Source organism: Hydrogenophaga sp. Root209 (genome assembly GCF_001428625.1).
Classification (GTDB): Bacteria; Pseudomonadota; Gammaproteobacteria; order Burkholderiales; family Burkholderiaceae_C; genus Hydrogenophaga.
The window spans coordinates 113,356-132,769 of record NZ_LMIE01000004.1 but is presented as its reverse complement, the minus strand read 5'-3'; the positions used below and the strand labels follow the sequence as shown (position 1 = coordinate 132,769).

The window sequence follows — 19,414 nt, the reverse complement described above, 5'->3', positions numbered from 1 at the left end:
TGGCCACGATTTGTTCACAGATCCACCACTTCCCGCAAGACGCGCGCGCGGATATAGCGGCTGAGCTCCTGTTTTGGCACCAGTTCGATACGGCGATCGAGGAGCAAGGCCAGTTGATCGGTCAGCGGCATGCGCTGAGCGAACAGGTCGTTGTCGCGCCGAAAGTCCACCAGAAAATCCACATCGCAGCCTGGGAGCTCTTCCCGACGAGTGAGTCGAGCACGCGAATGCGGCGTGCTCCGTACCGTTGACTGAGCGTCTGGATGACATCGCGCCGGGCGTGCAGTTCATCAAACGGCGAAAATCCAAGTCAGCGTTACGCAAATCGAAGGCGCTTTGATTGCGCAGTGCCGGTTTTTCACTCCGCCAAAAACCGCCCACTCTTCCCCCCACTCTTCTCCATCAACCGCACCCCCCCAATCACCATCCCCCGATCCACCGCCTTGCACATGTCGTAAATAGTGAGCAGCGCCACCGACACAGCAGACAGGGCTTCCATTTCCACGCCGGTCTGGCCGGTGCATTCGGCGGTGGCGCGGCACAGCACGCTGTGGGTGGCGGGCTCGATCTCGAACTCCACAGCCACGCGGGTCAGGGCGATCGGGTGGCACAGGGGGATGAGGTCGCTGGTCTTCTTGGCCGCCTGGATGCCCGCGATGCGAGCGATGCCGAGCACGTCGCCTTTTTTGGCGTTGCCGGCCTGGATCAGCGCCAGGGTCTCGGGCAGCATGGTGATGCGGCCTTCGGTCACGGCCACGCGGCGGGTGTTGGCCTTGTCGCCCACGTCGACCATGTGGGCCTGACCCTGCGCATCAAAGTGGGTGAGCGTGCCGGATGGGGGCTGATTTGTAACGGACATGGGTGTGTTTTGCACGTGCTTGACTGAACCGGAGCGGCTTGGCGGCATCATACGGCGATGCGTTTCACTCCCTCTGCCGCACGGCCGGCAACCCTGACGCCCCCGCGCCGGCTTCGGCCCTCGGCCGTGGTCGCGCTCATGCTGGCCTCGGCGACGCTGTTGCCGACCGCCCTGTCCAGCGCACAGGGCATGCCCGACTCGACCAATGCCTCTGCCCTGCCCGGCCTGGGCGGCGCCGAAGGCATGTCGATTTCGGCGGAGCGCCGACTGGGTGACCGGATTGCGCGGTCGATCTACCAGGATCCAGATTACCTGGACGACCCGTTGCTGGTGGACTACCTGCAGGCGCTGTGGCAGCCCCTGCTGGGCTCGGCGCGTGCGCGGGGTGACGTGCCGCCGGAGCTGGCCGAGCGCATGGCCTGGGAGCTGATGATTTCGCGCGAGCGCACGGTCAATGCGTTTGCCTTGCCGGGTGGTTATCTGGGTGTGAACCTGGGCCTGCTGGCGGTGACCGAGCGGCCGGAAGAGGTGGCCTCGGTGCTGGCGCACGAGCTCAGCCACGTGTCGCAGCGGCACATCGCGCGCCTGATGACGCGCGAGGAGCGCATGGCGCCCTGGATGATGGGCGCGATGATCCTGGGCGCCTTGGCGGCCGGGTCGAACCCGCAGGTGGCTAGCGCGGCCATCGCGGGTGGCACGGCGGTGGCCGCGCAGTCGCAATTGAACTTCTCGCGCGACATGGAGCGTGAGGCCGACCGTGTGGGCTTCGGGGTGCTCTCGGGTGCCGGCTTCGACGGCCAGGGTTTTGTGACGATGTTCGACAAGCTGCAGCAGGCTGCGCGGCTGAACGACGACGGCTCATTTCCCTATCTGCGCAGCCACCCGCTGAGTGGCGAGCGGATCGCCGACATGCGGGCGCGACTGCCGCAAGGGCCTGTTGCGACTGCGCCGGCGACCAACCCCGCGACCGCGTCGAGCCCTGCTGCGCCTGCTGGCGGGGTGGGCCTCAAGCTGGATCTGCCCGGCTTCGGCTCGGGTGGCACCAGCCTGCCCGCAGTGGCTGGGCGGCCTGGCCCGAGCGTGGCGGTGCACACCCTCATGTCCGCCCGCGCCCGGGTGCTGGCCGAAAACGGGCCCGACCGCATGCGCGGCTGGTTGCAGATTGGACAGGGCCCCAATGCCACGCCGGGCGAACGTTACGCGGCCGCGTTGTCGGCCTCGCGCTTGGGTCAGCGCGACCGCGCTCTGGAGCTGGCGCAGAAGCTGCGCGATACGGTGACACCCGACGCCCGGTTTGTGGCCGATGCCTTGATGCTGGAGCTGCTGTTGTCGCCGGCCACAACGCCTGCGACACCGGCGCAGACCACTTTGTTGGCCGAGTTGCGGGACCGCTCTCTGGGCAGCGCTTCGCGTGCCGGCGTCATGCTCGGCGCGCAGGCCGCGATTGCATCCGGGGAGCCGCAGCGGGCGGTGGGCCGTCTGCAAAGCTGGGTGGTGCTGCAGCCGCGCGACGCGCTGGCCTGGCAGACCTTGGCGCGGGCTTATCAGGCCCAGGGGCAGTCGTTGCGCGCGGTGCGGGCCGAGGCCGAGGCCCGTGCAGCCCAGCTCGACTACGCGGGCGCCGTGGACCGTTTCCGGGCGGCGCAATCCTTGCCGGCGGCCCAGCGCAATGCCGACTCGATGGAGCTGGCGATTGTGGACAGCCGCCGACGCGATGTGGAAGCGCTGTTGCGCGAGAGCGTGCTTGAGGAAGAGGCCAGCAAGCGCTGAGCGGACTTGCTGCCCTGACGTGGATCAGAGGATGGCTTTGACCGCCGCGTCCACCACCAGCATGAGCGCGGAATAGATCAGCGAGCCCAGCATCGCGGCCCAGAAGCCGTTGACGCCAAAGCCGTTCATGAGGCTGGCTGCGGCCCAGAACAACAGGGCGTTGATCACGAACAGGAACAGGCCCAGGGTGATCACGGTCACCGGCAGCGTGAGGATCACGAGCACCGGGCGCAGCACCACGTTGAACAAACCGATCACCGCCGCGGCAATGAGCGCGGCGGTGAAGCTCTGGATCTGCACACCCGGGTAGAGGTAGGCCACCAGCAGCAGGGCGCAGGCTGCCAACAGCCATTTGACGATGAGTTTCATGCAGTCAGCATAGCAGCGCCGCAGGGCATGGCGCAGCGGGGGGAGCTTTCAGTGAACCTCTGCCGTCTTGGCCTGGCGCGCCGCCACCATCTTGCCGATGGCCAGCACCAACAGGGCACCAGCGACCGAAGCGCCGTACTTCACCATGTCGTTCTGCGGGAGTTTGAGCATCCACTGCCACCTGTCCGGATTGGCCAGGACTGGGTCGGACACCAGCATGCCGCCGGCGATCCAGCCCAGCAGCATGCCGCCGGCCGTGATGATGATCGGGAAGCGCGCCATGAGCTTGATGACCAGCTGGCTGCCCCAGACGATGATCGGGATGGAGATCAGCAGACCCAGGACCACCAGCAACAGCGAGTGTTCGCCGGCGTTCTGGGCGGCGCCGGCAATGGCGATGACGTTGTCCACGCTCATCACCAGGTCGGCCACGATGATGGTCTTGATGGCGGCCAGCAGTTTGTCGCTGGTGGCCACATCGCCATGACCGTCCTCGTCCGGGGCGATCAGCTTGATACCGATCCACACGAGCAACAGCGCGCCGACGAACTTGAGCCACGGCAGGGCCAGCAGCGTCATGGCGAAAAAGATCAGGATGACGCGCAGGACGATGGCGCCGGCGGTGCCCCAGATGATGCCCTTGGTGCGTTGCGCGGGTGGCAGCTTGCGGCAGGCGAGCGCGATCACGACCGCGTTGTCGCCGCCCAGCAGGATGTCGATCATGATGATCTGCCCGAGGGCGATCCAGAACGCAGGCGATGTCAGGAAATCCATAAATTCCTCGTTGTCGTATGTTCAAAAGAGCAAGGCGTGAGACATCTCGTGGTCGACTGGCGCCTGTCTTTCTCGCCTGCGGGCGCGCTGCGCTTGCGAAGGGGGAGAACAGTGCCTTGATCGACCCGGAGAGTCCATCAAAGGTCTTGCTCGACCGGGTGACAAGGTCACCAAGCCCGGGTTGCCGGAAGTCGGGGGCTTCGTATTGACGACAAACCGAATGTCCAGCGGTCGGGCACGAGGCCATGTTGCGCTGGAGCGGAGAGCTACTCCCCTTCGAAGCCCGCGATTGTACCGGCCTGCGCCTGTTGGCCGCGATACGCACTTCCCACAGCGCCCGGTGCGTGATCGCCCGCGCAGCGCTCCGGACCCAGCCAATCTGGCTATGATCGGCCTCCCTCAAGAGACCCCCCATGGCCGGCATCCACATCACCGACATCGAAGCCGCGATCAATCACTGGCGTGAGCGCTCACCCTCGCCTGACGGCATCTCGCTGGCCAAGCCCACGCGTGCCCTGGCCGAGGTGTATGCCTTGATGGTGTTTTTCCGCGAGACCGAGGCCGACGAGGCGACCTTGCCGGCCGCCGCGCGAGAGGCCTGGCTGGCCTGGTACGACACCACGCCCGACACGCCCTGCATCGCCATCTGCTCCACCAGCCAGGGCGACGAGGTGTGCAAGGGCTGCGGGCGCACCTTTGATGAAGTGCAGCGTTGGACGGAGATGACGCCTGGCGAGAAACGCGCCAGCTGGCGGCGCATCACCATCGAAGACGACGCCTGGCGCTTCAACCGCTACGCAGAGCGGGCGCGCTGAGGGAGCACCGAGACTGCCGCCGGGCCGCCCCAAGGCAGGCTCAGCCCCCTTGGGGGGCAGCGCCCCGCGCAGCGGCGGAGCGTGGGGGCCCTTTTCCTAGACCCTCTTGGCGAGCTCGGTGGCCTTGCCGGTGTAGCTGCCCGGCGTCATCGCCAGCAGCCGTTCCTTCTCCGATTCCGGAATCTCGAGACTGCGAATGAGACCGTGCAAGGCCTCGGCCGTCACGGTCTTGCCGCGCGTGACTTCCTTGAGCTTTTCGTAGGCGCCTGACACGCCGTAGCGGCGCATGACGGTCTGGATCGGCTCTGCCAGCACTTCCCACGCTTGGTCCAGGTCGTCAGCCAGCGCTTCTTCGTTGAGCTCCAGCTTGCCCAAGCCCACGCCCATCGAGTGATAGGCCAGCACCGCGTAGCCCAGCGCCACGCCCATGTTGCGCAGCACGGTGGAGTCGGTCAGGTCGCGCTGCCAGCGGCTGATGGGCAACTTCTCGCTGAGGTGGCGCAGGAGAGCGTTGGACAGGCCCAGATTGCCTTCGGCGTTTTCGAAGTCGATCGGGTTGACCTTGTGCGGCATGGTCGACGAGCCGATCTCGCCCGCCTTCAAACGCTGCTTGAAATAGCCCAGGCTCACATAGCCCCAGATGTCGCGCGAGAGGTCGATCAGGATGGTGTTGGTGCGCGCAATGGCATCAAACAGCTCGGCCATGTAGTCGTGCGGCTCGATCTGGATGCTGTAGGGCTGGAAGGTCAGACCCAGACCGAGCGGCTCCGGCTGCTCGATCACGTTGCGGCTGAAGGCTTCCCAGTCAAAGTCGGGCCAGGCGCTCAGGTGGGCGTTGTAGTTGCCTACCGCGCCGTTCATCTTGCCCAGCAGTTTCACACTGACGATCTTGTCGCGCGCGGCGGCCAGGCGCACCACGACGTTGGCGATTTCCTTGCCCACCGTGGTGGGGCTGGCGGTCTGGCCGTGGGTGCGGCTGAGCATGGGCACGGCGGCGAAGGCGTGGGCCATCTCGCGCAGCTTGATGATCACTGCATCCAGTGCGGGCAACAGCACGGCGTCGCGTCCGCCCTTGAGCTGCAGCGCGTGGCTGGTGTTGTTGATGTCTTCGCTGGTGCAGGCGAAATGCACGAATTCGGCGGCCTTCTCCAGCTCGGGCCGCGCCTCGAACTTGGACTTGATCCAGTACTCCACCGCCTTGACGTCGTGGTTGGTTACCTTCTCGATGTCCTTGATGGCCTGGCCGTCGGCTTCGCTGAAGTTTTTCGCCAGACCCATGAGGTAGGTGCGCGCGCCGGGCGACAGCGGCTTGAATTCGGCCAGGCCGGCGTCCGACAGCGCGATGAACCAGGCAATTTCCACCTGGACGCGGCGGTGCATGTAGCCCAGTTCGCTCATGAACGGGCGCAACTGGCCCAGGCGGCCGGCATACCGGCCGTCCAGCGGGGACAGGGCGGAAATGGGTGACAGGGCGGCAGAGGCGGCAGCAGCCGAGGGGGCGGCGGCGGAGGGAGAGGGGGTGGTCGGGCGCATCCGGCGATTGTAGGAGGCCGGGACTTTTGATGGGCCCTGTCAGGTGGCGCGGGGGCCGGGCTGGCTAAAATCGCGTTCCCACGGGCAACCGTCTTCACCCATCAGTCCTCCATGAAACTCATCGGCGCCATCACCAGCCCTTACGTGCGCAAAGTGCGCGTCGTCATGGCCGAGAAAAAGCTGGACTACAACTTTGTCCAGGAAGACGTGTGGTCGGCCGACACGCAGATCGGCACCTCCAACCCGCTGGGCAAGGTGCCCTGTCTGGTCATGGAAGGTGGCGAGGCGGTATTCGACTCCCGCGTGATCGTCGAATACCTCGACACGCTTTCACCGGTGGGCAAGCTCATCCCGACCCAAGGCCGCGAACGCGCCGAAGTGAAAACCTGGGAAGCGCTGGCCGACGGTGTGCTCGACGCCGCCATCCTCGCCCGCCTCGAATCCAACTGGCCCGGGCGCGCTGACCAGGAGCGCTGCAGCGCCTGGATCGACCGCCAGATGGTCAAGATTGAAGCGAGCCTGAAAAGCATGAGCCAGGGCCTGGGCGAGAAGCCGTTCTGCTCGGGCATCCACTTGAGCCTGTCCGACGTGGCCGTGGGCTGCGCGCTGGGCTACCTGGACTTCCGCTTCCCGGTGATCGACTGGCGCACGCCGTACCCCAACCTGGCGCGTCTGGCCGAAAAGCTGAACCAACGCCCGAGCTTCATCGACACGAGACCCGACTGAGCACGCCGTCGGTGCTCACAGGCCGGTGGCCCGGTGCACCGCGGGGAAATAGGCGCGGTAAGGCAGCAGGCGCAGAAGCTTCATCCAGCGTGTGAAGCGTTTGGGGTAATGCACTTCAAACACACCCCGGCCCCAGTCGTTGATCATGGCCTGCGCGGCTTGCGGCGGCGTGATCAGCGCGGGCATGGTGAAGTCGTTCTGCGCGGTCAGCGGCGTCTGCACGAAGCCCGGGTGCACCACGCTCACGCCCACGCCCAGAGGTTCCAGATCGAGGTAGAGGTTCTCGGCCAGGTTGGTCAGTGCGGCCTTGGTCGGGCCATAGGCCAGGCTCTTGGGCAGGCCGCGGAATCCCGCCACGCTGCTGATGAGGCTGATGTGACCCTGGCCACGCGCGATCATGGCCGGCACGATGGCGTCGAGCACGTGCAGCGCACCCAGGTAGTTGATGTCCATGTGCCGCTTGAGGTCGGCCATGTCCATATCGGTGACGCGCATCTCGCGGTAGTGGCCGGCGCAATACAGCACCATGTCGATGGGTCCTTGCGCCAGGATCTCGCGCGCCGTGTTCGTGACAGCGGCAGCGTCGGTCACGTCCAGGGGCCAGGCCTGTGCTGCCACGCCGCGCTGCGGTGGGTGGTTCAGCACGAAGCGGTCCAGCGCTTCGCGGCTGCGGGCGGACACCAGCACCTGCGCGCCAAGTGCATGCAGGGCCGAGGCGGTGGCCTCACCAATGCCGCTGGAGGCGCCGACCAGCCACACGCGCAGGCCGCGCCAGTCGGTGATGGGTGGGTTCATGGGCTTGAACAGCGAAAAGCCGCGCGACCCGGTGGCCACCGCAGCAGCTTGCGTCGGCGCTTCGACGAAGGCGCGCGGCGTGTTCATGTCGCGCGCCTCACAAACGACAGCGTGACCTCGCCCAGGCGCACGCCGAACTTGCTCATCTCGGCCTTGTTGAGCATCACGCGCGAGTCCATCAGGTACATCCAGTCGTCGAACTGCACTTCGTAGGTCTTGCCATCCACCGGCAACAGCAAGGTGTAGCCCCAGCGGAAGGCGTTGCCCTTCTGCTCGCCCAGCGCGGTGCCGACCACGTCGTCGGCCGTGCCACTGAACCGGCCGTTGCCCAGATGCTTCATGCGCCAGATGCGCTTGCCGGTGGTGCCGTCGCTGTAGTTGAAGGTTTCGTCCAGCACGCCGTCGTCGCCGTTCCAGCTGCAGACCATCACCACGGTGAAGCGCTTGACCACCGCGCCCGAGCGGTCGGTGAAGACACCATAGGCGTCGAGCGTGCCGTTGAAGTAGGTGCGGAGATCGAGCACCGGCTTTTCGCTGGCGTATTGGCCAACCTGAGGGCCGGCACAGCCCGCGAGGGCGGCGGCGGAGGTGATGCCGGCGGCGAGCAGCAATCGTCTTTGCATGGGATGGTCTCAGGAAGGAATGGAGGTGTGCGGCACGAGGCCGGCGCGTTCGGGGCGGATCACGAGCGCATAGAGCGCGCCGCCCGCCAGCAGCTTGAGCGCGCAAGGCAGCAGGCAGTAGGCGATGGTGAGGGTTTGCAATGCAGCGGGGTCGCGCGCGCCGGGCTCGTAGCCGAACAGCGCGAGCAGGGGCAGCGCCAGGCCGGCGGCCAGGGCCAGGTTGAGCTTGGTGGCGAAGCTCCACCAGCCGAAGTAAGCACCTTCGCGTTGACCACGTTCGCCCAGCTGGCCGATGAGTCCCGCGAGCATGGCGCTGGGGAGGGTGAGGTCGGTGCCCAGGGCGATGCCTGAGAGCGCGCACACGATGAGGAAGGGAACCACGTCGCCCGCGCCGAGGGAGGCGGCCCAGATGAACACCACCACGGCCAATGCCATGCCGACCAGCCAGGTGCGCGCCAGCCCGAGGCGGCTCACCAGCCGCACCCACAGCGGGATGGACAGCGCCGCGCACAGAAAGTAGGTGGCCAGGAAAGCGGGCTCCACCGATGGGGATGCCTGCAGGCGGTCCTGCACGAAGAACAGCACCAGCGTGGCGGGCACGGCGCTGGCGGTGCCGTTGATCACGAACACCGCGAGCAGGCGCAGGAAGGCGGGCTGGCGCAGGGGCGAGGCGCCCAGGTGCAGGTTTGGCCCCGTGGCCTTGAAGGCAATGGGCGCGGCCGATCGACTCCAGGCCCACCAGCCGAGCGTGAGCAGCACGGCGAAGGTGGACACGGTGGCACCCAGGCCCAGCGTGGTGGGCAGCACGGCGGCGATCAACACGCCCAGCAGCGACAAGCCTTCGCGCCACGCGACCACGCGACTGCGCTGCGCCTCGTTGCCACCCAGCCGCGCGCCCCACGACTGGTGCGCCACCGCCACCACGCTGTAGGCGGTGTAGGTGATGGCCATCAAAAGCCCGGCCCAGGACAGCAGCACTGTGGTGCCGGCCTCGCATACCGAAGAAGGCGGAAACAGCAGGCCCCACAGGCCGAGTGCGAGCACCATCGCGGCCACGGCCGATGCGCCGAGCACGGCGGCCATCGAGCGGGCGAACAGGCGGTCGCACCAGCGGCCGATGATGGGGTCCAGCACCGCGTCCACCAGGCGCGCGGCCAGCAGCACGAGGCCGAGCAGGGCCAGAGGCGCGCCGAACTCGCGAGCGTAGTGGTTGGGCAGGATCACATACAGCGGCAGCGCGACGAAGGCCAGCGGCAGGCCGAGCAGGCCGTAGGCAACCCCCCGGCGCCAGGCACCGGCGCCGATGAAGCGCGCGGCTGGTTCGTGGGCAGAAGCCGGAGCAAGGCTCATCGGGGCGTTCCGCCCAGGCCCTGGATCAGCGTCTCGCGCATGCGCGGTTGTGAGGTCTTGGGCGAAAGCCAGATGCCGAAGAAGAGGCGCGAGAAGGCGTCGTCCGCCACCTCGCCGAGCAGTTTGCCGTTCAAGTAGAAGCGCGCGCCGCTGCCGGGCACGTGCACACCAGTGATGCGGTCACCGCGCCTCACGTCGGGAAACAGGCTGCTCATGGCCTGCGTCCAGCGCGTGGCCTGTGCGGGCTCAATGGTGGCCAGGCCTTGCATCTCGTCGATCGAGCGCTCGGCGATGTCGGCGCCCTTGAAGTCGCGCAGGTAGGCCAGCTCCAGGCCGAAGCGCTGGTTCTCGAACTGGCGGGCGTCGAAACCCGGCAGCGCCCACAGGCTCGCGTCGTACACGTCGAAGCCCCAGTAGCGCAGGCGTGCCTTGCCCATCGGCGTCTTGTCCCGCAGGGCCGCGCTCAGCGTGGGTTCGGGCGGTGTTGTTTGTGCGGTCGCGGGCAGCCCGGCGAGGCTGCAGAGTGCCAGCATGAGGGCCGCCGGGCGTGTGCGCAGAACAAGGCGTTTCACGGCGTCGGCCTCAGGCGGGCTTGCGCAAGGTGTACTGGACCACGTCGGTGCTGCCCTGCTCGAACGCGGCTTCGCAGTACGCCAGGTAGAACTCCCAGATGCGCAGGAAGCGCTGGTCGAAGCCGAGTTGCAGCACGCGTTCCTGCTCGTGCAGAAAACGTTCGCGCCAGATGGCCAGCGTGCGTGCGTAGTCCAGCCCGAAAGCGAGTTCGTCCACCACCTCCAGGCCGACCTTGGCGGCCTGCGCACGGAACTCGCTCGGGCACGGCAGGCAACCGCCGGGGAACACGTACTGCTGGATGAAGTCGGTGCCCTTGATGTAGCGCTCGAAGTGCGCGTCGTCGATCACGATGCTTTGCACGCAAGCCTTGCCGCCCGGCTTGAGCAGGCGCGAGACGGTCTGGAAGTAGGTGGGCCAGTACTCGCGGCCCACGGCCTCCACCATCTCGATCGAGCAGATCGCGTCGAAGGGTGCGTCGTTGATGTCGCGGTAATCCTGCAGCCGCAAGTCGGCACGGTCTTCGCGACCGATGCGCCGCATGCGTTCCTGGGCAAACTCGAGCTGCTCGGTGGACAAGGTCACACCCGTGATATGGGCGTCGAACTCGGTGGCGGCCTTCTCGGCCAGCGCACCCCAGCCGCAGCCGATCTCCAGCACGCGGTCTCCGGGCTTCACGTCGGTCATGCGCAGTGCGCGGCGCACCTTGGCATGCTGCGCGGACTCCAGGGTCTGCTCGGGGCTCTCGAACCAGGCCGACGAGTAGTTCATCGTGTCGTCCAGCCACAGACCGTAGAACGCGTTGCCCAGGTCGTAGTGGGCGTGGATGTTCCTGCGGCTGTTGGTCTTGCTGTTGCGGTTGAGCAGGTGCTTGATCCGGTAGGCGAAGCGGCCCAGCCAGGAGCCGTAAATGACGTCCTCCACCTCGCGTCGGTTCGCCACCAGCAATGAGAGCAGCGCGGGCAGGTTGGAGGTGGTCCAGTCGCCGGCAATGTAGGTTTCGGCAAAACCGATGTCGCCCGACTTCAGCGCGGCCGAGCACACGCTCCAGTTGTTGAGTTTCATGCTTGCGTGTGGCCCGTCGACCTGGCCGAAGCGCTGCACCGAGCCGTCGGGCAGTTGCAGCGTGAGGCTGCCGTGCACCAGGCGTTGCAGCAGTTGCAGCGTGGTGCGCGCGGCGGCCGGTGCGTTGCGCGGCAGCGAAAAACCGGCGGGGCTGGTGGAGGCGGTGGAGCTGTTCATGGGTGGCTGTGGTCGGCGTTCACGGAAGTCGCGGGCATGGGAGCGGCGGTGACGAATTCGCCCGGCGCGGGCGGCTGGCGGAAAAAGGGCGCGCGTTGGATCCACAGGCGCACGGCCTGCCAATGGATGCGGGCCATGACGCCGAAGGTCATGGCGGGGTAGAGCCACAGCGCGCGGCGCAGGCTGCGCGCATCCAGCGGCTGCAATTCGCCGCTCACGCTGGTGTTGAGCAGGGGCTGCTCAAGGGTCTCATCGTCGAAGTAGTCGATGCGCGCCACGGTGCGCGGGCTCGGGTGATCGCTGCGCATGAAAACGAATCGGTAGCGCCCGCGCACCGGGCAGAACGGTGAGACGTGGAACACCTTGGTGGCTTCACTGGGCTGGCCGTAGCGCGGCGCATCCAGCAGGTAACAGTGGCGTTCGCCAAAGGTGTTGTTCACCTCCGCCAGCACGGCGCGCAGCGTGCCGTCGGCCCGATGGCAGTACCAGAAGCTCACCGGCTTGAAGGTGTAGCCGAGCACGCGCGGGTAGGTGTGCAGCCACACCTCGCCGTGCGCGTCTTCGATGCCGTGTTGTCCCAGCAACTCGTCGAGCCACTGCAGGCTGTCGGCGCGGCCATCGCCGTGGTCCGCATCGTGAAAGCTGAGCGCCGCGCCGCGGTTGCGCGCCAGCGCGCCGGGGCCCTGGTTGCGCAGACTGCGCATGGGCAGCATCAGAAAATAGGTGGGGTAGGCGAAGGCGTTGCGTTGCGGGCGGTGGCGGGTGTGGCGCACCTGACCGAATCCGATCTGCGCCACCGGCGCGGTGTTCACGCAAACACCCCGGGCAAAGCCGCACGCTGGGCATCGGCGGGGTTCGTGCGGGGAGCAAGCCGGTGTGCATCGATCAGCGCCCGCGCAGCGTGCAGGCCCGACTTCAGGCCGTCTTCATGGAATCCGTAGCCAGTCCATGCACCGGCGAAGTAGGTGTTGAGCTGGCCCTGCAGGGTCGGCACGCGCGCCTGCGCGCGGATGGCGGCCAGGTCGAACACCGGGTGGTCGTAGGCGTACTCGCCCACCACGTGCCGCGCTGCGATCTCGCGCTGCGGGTTGAGCGAGACCACCACCGGTTGCGCCACCGGCAGTGGTTGCAGGCGGTTGAGCAGGTAGTGCAGGCAGACCCGGGCCGATTCCACGCTGGTGCTCGCCGAGCGCTCGTAGTTCCAGGCAGCCCAGGCGCGCTCGCTCTTCGGCAGCACCGAACGGTCGGTGTGCAGCACGGCGCGGTTGGGCTGGTAGCGGATGGCGCCCAGCACTTCACGTTCGTTGGCCGAAGCTTCACCCCCGAGCAGGCGCAAAGCCTGATCGCTGTGGCAGGCCAGCACGACGGCGTCGAACCGCTCGACCTGCCCCGCGGTGACCACGCGCACGCCTTGGCCGTCGCGAAGCACCTGCTGCACCGGCGTGCTCAAGCGTTTGTCGGCGATGTTGTCGGTGATCTTCTGCACGTACTGGCGAGCGCCGCCCGCCACCGTGTACCACTGGGGTCGGTTGGTCACCTGGATCAGGCCGTGGTTGTGGCAGAAGCGCACCATGGTGGCCACCGGGAAGGCCAGCATCTGGTCGGTCGGGCAACTCCAGATGCAGCCCATCATGGGCAGGAAATACCAGTCGCGGAATTCGTCGGAGAAGCCCTGGGTTTTCAGGAAGTCGCCCAGCGGTTGCAGCAGCGGGCTGTTGTCGCGCAAGTCTTCGCCCTGTTCGGCCAGCCGGGTCGTGATGCGGTTGAAGCGCACGATGTCGGCCAGCATGCGCAGGAAGCGCGGGTTCAAGAGGTTGCGGCGCTGGGCAAACACCGTGGAGAGGTTGCAGCCACTCCACTCCAGCGGGCCACCGCCAGGAGCCGCGCCGGGGGCCTGCACCGAAAACGACATGTCCGACTTGGCAATGGGCACGCCCAACTGCGCGAACAGCGCGAGAAGGTTGGGGTAGGTGCGTTCGTTGAGCACCAGAAAGCCGGTGTCCACGCCGAACGTGGTGGGCACGCCCTGCACATTGGGCAGGGTCATGTCGACCGTGTGGGTGTGTCCGCCGAAATAGTCGCCCGCTTCAAAGAGCGTGATGTCGGCCAGCCCCTGCAAGGTGTGGGCCGCTGCCAGCCCGGAGATGCCGGAGCCGATGATGGCCACGCGGGGCACTCTGGCGGTGTGCGCAGCCGAGCCCGGGGAAGCGCTGTGGAGGTCCGTGTACATCGTCGGACCTCAGCGCGCGCCAGCGTCGCTGGTGGGGATACAAAAGCCTGCGAAGCGCCCCGAAACGAACAAGGGAGGGAGGGAGGAGGAGGAGAAGCGCCTCGGGATTTCAGCCGGATCGCGGGGACCCGGCAGGCTTCGCAGTGCAAAACGGAATTCGGTTGTCAGTCCGTGGACCGCCCGTGAAGCTGAGAGAAAAGCGGGCGCCAGAAAGTTCCGGACGGTTCTTCGGGATGCACTTTTCGGGCGGGAAGCTGGGGCGCACATGGTGGTGGAATGGATCAAATTAGACTGAACAGTTTTATTGTGACCGAACGGTCACTATTTGGCCTAAGCAAGTTGTTCAATGGCCATGACTCACGAAAGGTCTTTGACAAACACCCGGGTGGTCAGGCAGAACATGCTCCCAGCGCTGGAAGAATCGGACATTGCCGTGGACAAGCGCAGAATTCATGGCAAAAACTCCCCAATCTGACGAACATATCGGATCATTTGTCCATGACAAGTACCAAAAACCCTGGCTGGCACGCGATCGCGGATGTCGAACGCGATACGGGCCTGTCCAAGGACACGCTGCGGGTGTGGGAGCGGCGCTATGGCTTTCCCATGCCCAAGCGCGATGCCCTGGGAGAACGCCAGTACGACAACGACCAACTCGTCCGCCTTCGCCACGTCCGCCGGCTCATCGATGCCGGGCACCGGCCCGGGCGGGTGGTGGCGCTGTCGCTGGAAGAACTCGTTGCACTGGATACGCAGTGGCGGGCCGAGCGGATTCAACTCTCGAGCGGCCGATCGGGTGCCACTGCGGCACCCGTTGCCTGCGACGAAGCCATCGAGCGCTGGATGCAGATGCTGCGCGGCCAGGACGCGCACGGCCTGCGTCAGGCCCTGGCCCAGGTGCAGATGGAGCGCGGGTTGGCGCGCCTGATCATCGAATGCGTTGCACCCATGAATGTTCAGGTCGGCCAGGCCTGGCTCGAAGGTGGGCTGGCGGTGCACGAGGAGCATCTCTACACCGAGATCGTGCAGTCGGTGATGCGCCAGGCACTGGGCCAGCTGGCGCAGGCCCGCGCACCGCTGCCGCCGCGCATCCTGCTCACCACGCTGCCGGGCGAGGCGCACGGTCTGGGCCTGCTCATGGCCGAATGCTTCATGGTGCTGGAGGGTTGCCACACGATCCCGCTGGGGGTGCAGACGCCGCTGCCCGACATCGTGACCGCTGTGAGCAAGAGCGGCGCCGACGTCGTGGCGCTGGGTTTCACCGCCTCGCAGAACCCGCGCGAGGTGCGCACCGCGCTCGCCCAGCTGCGTGAGTATTTGCCGCCACGGGTGGAAATCTGGGCGGGGGGGCAGTGCCCGGCGCTCTACAAGCCACAGCGTGGTCGGCCCGCTGGCGCCGGCCCGGTGTATTTCCCCATGGAGCGGCTGCAGGACATCCAGCACGGCGTGATCCGCTGGCGGGCGCGCGCCCACGTGGTGGCGGCTTGAGCACCGCCCGGCCGTTCCGAAGGCGCTCAGCCCCGCAGTGCGCAGCACGGAGGTAGTCAAGTGAGCACCGCCCGGCCGTTCCGAAGGCGCTCAGCCCCGCAGTGCGCAGCACGGAGGGCAGTTCAGTGAGCGCGCCGCTCCCGGACTCGCTCTGCAGGAACTTTCTCGACCGCCACGAGACCGAACTCGCAGCGAGTCCTTGCGCGGCTCAGCGCCTTTTCAGCGGAGTCGCACCCCTGCCGCATAGAATGCGGCCGTACCGAAAGGCCACCATGCTCTATCCCGAACTCTTCAAACAACTCGAATCCGTGCGCTGGGATATGGACAAGGACATCCCCTGGGACCAGTTCGACGCCAGCGCGCTGACCGACGAACAGGCGCAGACGATCAAGATGAACGCGATCACGGAATGGGCGGCGCTGCCGGCCACCGAGATGTTCCTGCGCGACAACCGCGACGATTCCGACTTCTCGGCCTTCATGTCGATCTGGTTCTTCGAAGAACAGAAACACTCGCTGGTGCTCATGGAGTACCTGCGCCGCTTCCGGCCCGAACTGGTGCCGACCGAAAAAGAGCTGCACGACATCCGTTTCGAGTTCGACCCGGCTCCTCCGCTGGAAACGCTCATGCTGCATTTCTGCGGCGAGATCCGACTGAACCACTGGTACCGCCGCGCCAGCGAATGGCACTCGGAGCCGGTCATCAAGAAGATCTACGCCACGCTCAGCCAGGACGAGGCCCGCCACGGCGGCGCCTACCTGCGCTACATGAAGCGCGCCATCGGCAAGTTCGGCGACGAGGCGCGTCTGGCCTTCGCCAAGGTGGGCGTGCTGATGGCCAGTGCGCGCCGCACCGCGCAAGCCTTGCACCCGACCAACCTGCACGTGAACAAGGACCTGTTCCCCAACGACACGATCCAGAGCCGCCTGCCCAACCCGGAGTGGCTGGAGCACTGGCTGGACAAGCAGATCGACTTTGATGCCGTGTGGGAGAACCGCGTGGTCGATCGCATCCTGCACAACATGAGCCTGCTCATGGAGCAGAGCTTCAAGACGGTGCAGGAGCTCAACCGCTTCCGCAAATCGCTGGCGCCTGCTGCAGTCGTTGCACCCGTCTGAGGGCACTGCGCTCCAACAAAAAAGCCCGTCTTGAAGACGGGCTTTTTGCTGGGCACCCGGTGGGCTGTCAGGCGTTCTTGGTCGGGCCCAGCACGTGGTTCCACAGCGCGCGCACGGCGGCGGCGGACTCCGCCACCAGCGCCGCATCCACCTGCGTGGGGGCTTCGTCCAGCCGCGCGCGGTGCTGGATCTGGCGCAGTTCGCGGTATGCCTTGGCCGCAGCTTCGCCCATGCCGGGCGTGAGCAGACCGGTGGCCTCGGCGCGCTGCAGCAGGTTGATGTTGCCGGTGTTGAAGCGCAACTCGGGGTGGGTGCGCGAGTGCAGCAGCACCAGGTACTGCACGGCAAACTCCACGTCGACCATGCCACCGGGGCTGTGCTTCACATCGAACCGGGTGCCGCGCACCGGGTGCGCCTGGCGCACCTTCTCGCGCATGGCCACGATCTCGCGCGCCAGCGAATCGCCGTCGCGCAGCGCGGTGATCACGTCTTCGCGCACCGCATCGAAGCGCCCGGCCAGCGACACGCCGCCGAGCACAAAGCGCGCGCGCGTCATGGCCTGGTGTTCCCAGGTCCAGGCGGTGTTGCTGCCGCGTTGCTGCTGGTAGTTGGTGTAGGCCTGGAAGCTGGTGACCAGCAGGCCTGAATTGCCATTGGGTCGCAGCGCGGTGTCGATCTCGAACAGATCGCCCTCACCGGTCTTCACCGTGAGCCAGTTGATCATCTTGCGCACGAAGGCGGCGTAGATCTCGCCGGCGTTCTCGTGCTCGTCCTCGTAGACAAACACGATGTCCAGGTCGCTGCCGTAGCCCAGCTCCTTGCCGCCGAGTTTGCCGTAGCCAATGATGGCAAACGCCGGCTCGTCGCGGTGGCGGTTCTTCAGGCGCGCCCAGCACCAGCGCGCGGTCAGGCGCAGCACCGAGTCGGCCATGGCCGACAGGTCGTCGGCCACCTGCTCGACCGTGAGCACCTTTTCAACGTCGCGCGCGAGCGTGCGGAACACCTCGGCGTGGTGCGCCCGGCGCAGCAGGTTGAGCAGCGCTTCGTCGTCATCTTCGCCAGTGGAGTGCAACGCGGCGCGGCGCGATTCGAGCTCCGCCTCGAACTGGGCCGCGTCGAAGCGGTCGGTGAGCAGTTGCTGGCTGGCCAGTTCGTCGATCACGCCCGGGTGTTGCAGCAGGTAGCGCGCGGGCCATTTGGCCGCGCCCAGCAGGCGCAGCAGGCGCTCGTGCACCGAGGGCCGTTCCTGCAGCAATGCGAGGTAGCTGTCGCGGCGCAGCAGCGGCTCGATCCAGTCGGCCATGCGCAGCGCGGCCTCTTCGCTCACCCGGCCTTCTTCGAGCCATGCGCCGGTGCGCTGCACCAGCCGCACCAGCCGCATGCGACTGTCTTCCTTGAGAGCCAGCACGCGCGGGTGTTCGCACCACTGCGCCACCTTGTTGGCAAACGCCACGGGCAGCTGTGCCAGCACACTGTGCAGGTCGTCCACCGAATTGCGCGGGGCCACGCCGTTCTTGCCGTTGCAGCCCTTGCCGTTGCAGTTTCCTTTGGTGGGGCCGCCCAGCAGCGTGTCGAACTCTTGAGCCACCAGTTCGCGGTGGGCATCGAGCGCGTGCAGGAACTCGCACACGTTCGCGCAACCCATGGTGGCCGCCATCCAGGCCAGGTCGTCGTCGCGGATGGGCATCACGTGGGTCTGCTGGTCATCCAGGTACTGGATGCGGTGCTCGACCCGGCGCAGAAAGCGGTAGGCCTCGGCCAGCGCATCGGCCGACGTCTGGGGCATGAGGCCGGCGCGCGACAGGCGCGGCAAGGCATCGAGCGTGGGCCGGGTGCGGAGTTCGGGAAACTGGCCGCCGCGCACCACCTGCAGCAGCTGCACGGTGAACTCCACCTCGCGGATGCCTCCGCGCGAGAGCTTCACGTCGTTGGCGCGCCCCGGGTTGCCGGCGGCGCGCTTGGACGCGTGCTCGCGTATCTGGCGGTGCAGCGTGCGCAGTGCCTCGAACACGCCGTAGTCGAGGTAGCGGCGAAACACGAAGGGCAGCACCGAGCCGCGCAAGGCGTTGGCGCCGCCAGATGCCACGCAGGCTGCTGGCGCGATCACGCGGCTCTTGAGCCAGGCGAAGCGTTCCCACTCGCGGCCCTGCACCAGGAAATATTCTTCGAGCGCGCCGAGCGACACCGCGCTCGGGCCGGAGTTGCCGTTGGGCCGCAGCGCGAGGTCGACGCGAAACACGTTGCCGTGTTCGGTTGTCTCACCCACGGTGTTGTAGATGTGCTTGACCGCCTTGCCGAAGTACTCGTGGTTGCTGATGCGGTTGCGGCCCTGGGCATTGCCGGCGGTCTCGCCGTCGTGGTCGTACACGTAGATCAGGTCGATGTCGCTCGACACGTTGAGCTCGCGCGCGCCGAGCTTGCCCATGCCCACCACCCACAGCTGGGCGCGCACGGTCTGGCCCTGGGCGTCTGTGTGCTGGGGTGCGCCAAACAGGTCGTCGAGTTCGAGGAAGGCCAGCTCGCAGGCCACATCGAGGGCGATCTCGGCCAGCTCGGTCACGGCCCGCGTGACCGCCTGCAGCGGCGCGCCCTGCTCGCAGTCCAGCACCACCAAGCGCTCGAGCACCAGCTGACGCAGCACCCGCAGCGCCGCCGGCAAAGGCAAGCCGCGCTGGACCAGGGTGGCCAGGCCCGCCTGCATGGACGTGCGTTCCGGGACACCCTCGGGCAGGCAGACGAGCTCGTCGGGGTAGCGTCGGCGCACGCGTTGCACGAAACGCGAGTGGTCCGCCCGGCGATCAGCCAGCGTCAAGCCAGGCAATGCATTCACATTTGATGACAAAGCGGAAACGCCCGTGGTGGAACCCGTGAGATGACTGGCCGTCATAATTTGCGTTGGACATGAACCATCAAAGCCCGGCGCCCAGTGCCTCCTCTGCGTCACACGCAAGAGCCTCGAGAACCCTCAAGACACTCGCTGTGGCCAGCCGTCTGTTGCTGTGGCTGCTGCTGGCTGTCTGGGGGCTCTTCGCACTCACCTGGGCCGGTTTGAATGGCGCGATTGTGCCCCGAATCGGCGAATGGCGCCCCGACCTGGAAAGGTGGGCGACCCGGGCGGTCGGGGTACCGGTTCGCATCGGTGAGATTCGGGC

18 protein-coding genes are annotated in these 19,414 nt (G+C 66.8%); 5 read left to right on the top strand and 13 right to left on the bottom strand.

The features are described 5' to 3' along the window. Window positions 1-14: 14 nt before the first annotated feature. On the bottom strand, window positions 15-182 hold the full coding sequence (locus ASE11_RS26440; protein ID WP_235501195.1) for a hypothetical protein: 168 nt from the start codon (window positions 180-182) through the stop codon (window positions 15-17). A 176-nt stretch (window positions 183-358) separates the two neighbouring features. Next, window positions 359-859, bottom strand: coding sequence for a cyclic pyranopterin monophosphate synthase MoaC (gene moaC / locus ASE11_RS05025; RefSeq protein ID WP_056267239.1), 501 nt, complete (start codon window positions 857-859; stop codon window positions 359-361). A 57-nt stretch (window positions 860-916) separates the two neighbouring features. On the opposite strand from moaC, the gene ASE11_RS05020 reads away from it, so the two are divergent. Then, window positions 917-2,629 carry a M48 family metalloprotease gene (locus ASE11_RS05020; RefSeq protein ID WP_082585532.1) on the top strand — a complete coding sequence of 571 codons (1,713 nt, stop codon included), beginning with the start codon at window positions 917-919 and terminating at the stop codon, window positions 2,627-2,629. Between the two features lie 24 nt (window positions 2,630-2,653). Here ASE11_RS05020 and ASE11_RS05015 read toward each other — a convergent pair whose 3' ends face one another. Together ASE11_RS05015 and ASE11_RS05010 are read right to left on the bottom strand one after the other, a co-directional pair. Then, window positions 2,654-2,998 (bottom strand): phage holin family protein, encoded by a 345-nt coding sequence (locus ASE11_RS05015; protein WP_056267233.1) that lies wholly within the window; start codon window positions 2,996-2,998, stop codon window positions 2,654-2,656. Window positions 2,999-3,046: 48 nt separating this feature from the next. Continuing rightward, the gene (locus tag ASE11_RS05010) at window positions 3,047-3,772 is read right to left on the bottom strand and encodes a TerC family protein (protein WP_056267228.1); all 726 of its coding nucleotides are present in this window, start codon (window positions 3,770-3,772) and stop codon (window positions 3,047-3,049) included. A 413-nt stretch (window positions 3,773-4,185) separates the two neighbouring features. Here ASE11_RS05010 and ASE11_RS05005 point away from each other — a divergent pair, with 413 nt between their 5' ends. Beyond that, complete coding sequence (locus tag ASE11_RS05005; protein WP_056267224.1) at window positions 4,186-4,587, top strand: DUF3717 domain-containing protein; 402 nt, start codon at window positions 4,186-4,188, stop codon at window positions 4,585-4,587. Window positions 4,588-4,683: 96 nt separating this feature from the next. On the opposite strand, the gene purB is transcribed toward ASE11_RS05005, so the two are convergent. Beyond that, window positions 4,684-6,120: an adenylosuccinate lyase gene (gene purB, locus ASE11_RS05000; RefSeq protein ID WP_056267220.1), complete on the bottom strand. Its 1,437-nt coding sequence runs from the start codon at window positions 6,118-6,120 to the stop codon at window positions 4,684-4,686. Between the two features lie 111 nt (window positions 6,121-6,231). Here purB and ASE11_RS04995 point away from each other — a divergent pair, with 111 nt between their 5' ends. Further along, window positions 6,232-6,846: a glutathione S-transferase N-terminal domain-containing protein gene (locus tag ASE11_RS04995; protein WP_056267218.1), complete on the top strand. Its 615-nt coding sequence runs from the start codon at window positions 6,232-6,234 to the stop codon at window positions 6,844-6,846. 15 nt (window positions 6,847-6,861) lie between these two features. Here the strand turns inward: ASE11_RS04995 and ASE11_RS04990 are convergent, their stop codons facing one another. The 7 genes from ASE11_RS04990 to ASE11_RS04960 form a co-directional block, all read right to left on the bottom strand. After that, window positions 6,862-7,641, bottom strand: a complete 780-nt coding sequence (locus ASE11_RS04990; RefSeq protein ID WP_056267389.1) for an SDR family NAD(P)-dependent oxidoreductase — start codon at window positions 7,639-7,641, stop codon at window positions 6,862-6,864. 83 nt (window positions 7,642-7,724) lie between these two features. Next, on the bottom strand, window positions 7,725-8,264 hold the full coding sequence (locus ASE11_RS04985; protein ID WP_056267215.1) for a DUF3833 domain-containing protein: 540 nt from the start codon (window positions 8,262-8,264) through the stop codon (window positions 7,725-7,727). 9 nt (window positions 8,265-8,273) lie between these two features. Then, window positions 8,274-9,614, bottom strand: a complete 1,341-nt coding sequence (locus ASE11_RS04980; RefSeq protein ID WP_056267211.1) for an MFS transporter — start codon at window positions 9,612-9,614, stop codon at window positions 8,274-8,276. Beyond that, window positions 9,611-10,186 carry a chalcone isomerase family protein gene (locus ASE11_RS04975; protein WP_235501194.1) on the bottom strand — a complete coding sequence of 192 codons (576 nt, stop codon included), beginning with the start codon at window positions 10,184-10,186 and terminating at the stop codon, window positions 9,611-9,613. The genes ASE11_RS04980 and ASE11_RS04975 overlap by 4 nt, the downstream gene beginning before the upstream one ends. Before the next feature lie 10 nt (window positions 10,187-10,196). After that, window positions 10,197-11,426 (bottom strand): SAM-dependent methyltransferase, encoded by a 1,230-nt coding sequence (locus tag ASE11_RS04970; RefSeq protein ID WP_056267204.1) that lies wholly within the window; start codon window positions 11,424-11,426, stop codon window positions 10,197-10,199. After that, entirely contained in the window at window positions 11,423-12,238 is an 816-nt protein-coding gene (locus tag ASE11_RS04965) for a DUF1365 domain-containing protein (protein ID WP_056267201.1), read from the bottom strand. The genes ASE11_RS04970 and ASE11_RS04965 overlap by 4 nt, the downstream gene beginning before the upstream one ends. Then, window positions 12,235-13,656 (bottom strand): NAD(P)/FAD-dependent oxidoreductase, encoded by a 1,422-nt coding sequence (locus ASE11_RS04960; RefSeq protein ID WP_082585531.1) that lies wholly within the window; start codon window positions 13,654-13,656, stop codon window positions 12,235-12,237. The genes ASE11_RS04965 and ASE11_RS04960 overlap by 4 nt, the downstream gene beginning before the upstream one ends. Before the next feature lie 498 nt (window positions 13,657-14,154). Between ASE11_RS04960 and ASE11_RS04955 the strand changes: the two genes are divergently transcribed. Beyond that, window positions 14,155-15,144, top strand: coding sequence for a MerR family transcriptional regulator (locus ASE11_RS04955; RefSeq protein ID WP_056267197.1), 990 nt, complete (start codon window positions 14,155-14,157; stop codon window positions 15,142-15,144). A 272-nt stretch (window positions 15,145-15,416) separates the two neighbouring features. Continuing rightward, window positions 15,417-16,262, top strand: a complete 846-nt coding sequence (locus ASE11_RS04950; RefSeq protein ID WP_056267386.1) for a hypothetical protein — start codon at window positions 15,417-15,419, stop codon at window positions 16,260-16,262. Window positions 16,263-16,329: 67 nt separating this feature from the next. Here ASE11_RS04950 and glnE read toward each other — a convergent pair whose 3' ends face one another. Further along, entirely contained in the window at window positions 16,330-19,149 is a 2,820-nt protein-coding gene (gene glnE / locus ASE11_RS04945; protein ID WP_082585530.1) for a bifunctional [glutamate--ammonia ligase]-adenylyl-L-tyrosine phosphorylase/[glutamate--ammonia-ligase] adenylyltransferase, read from the bottom strand. Window positions 19,150-19,414: the final 265 nt, after the last annotated feature.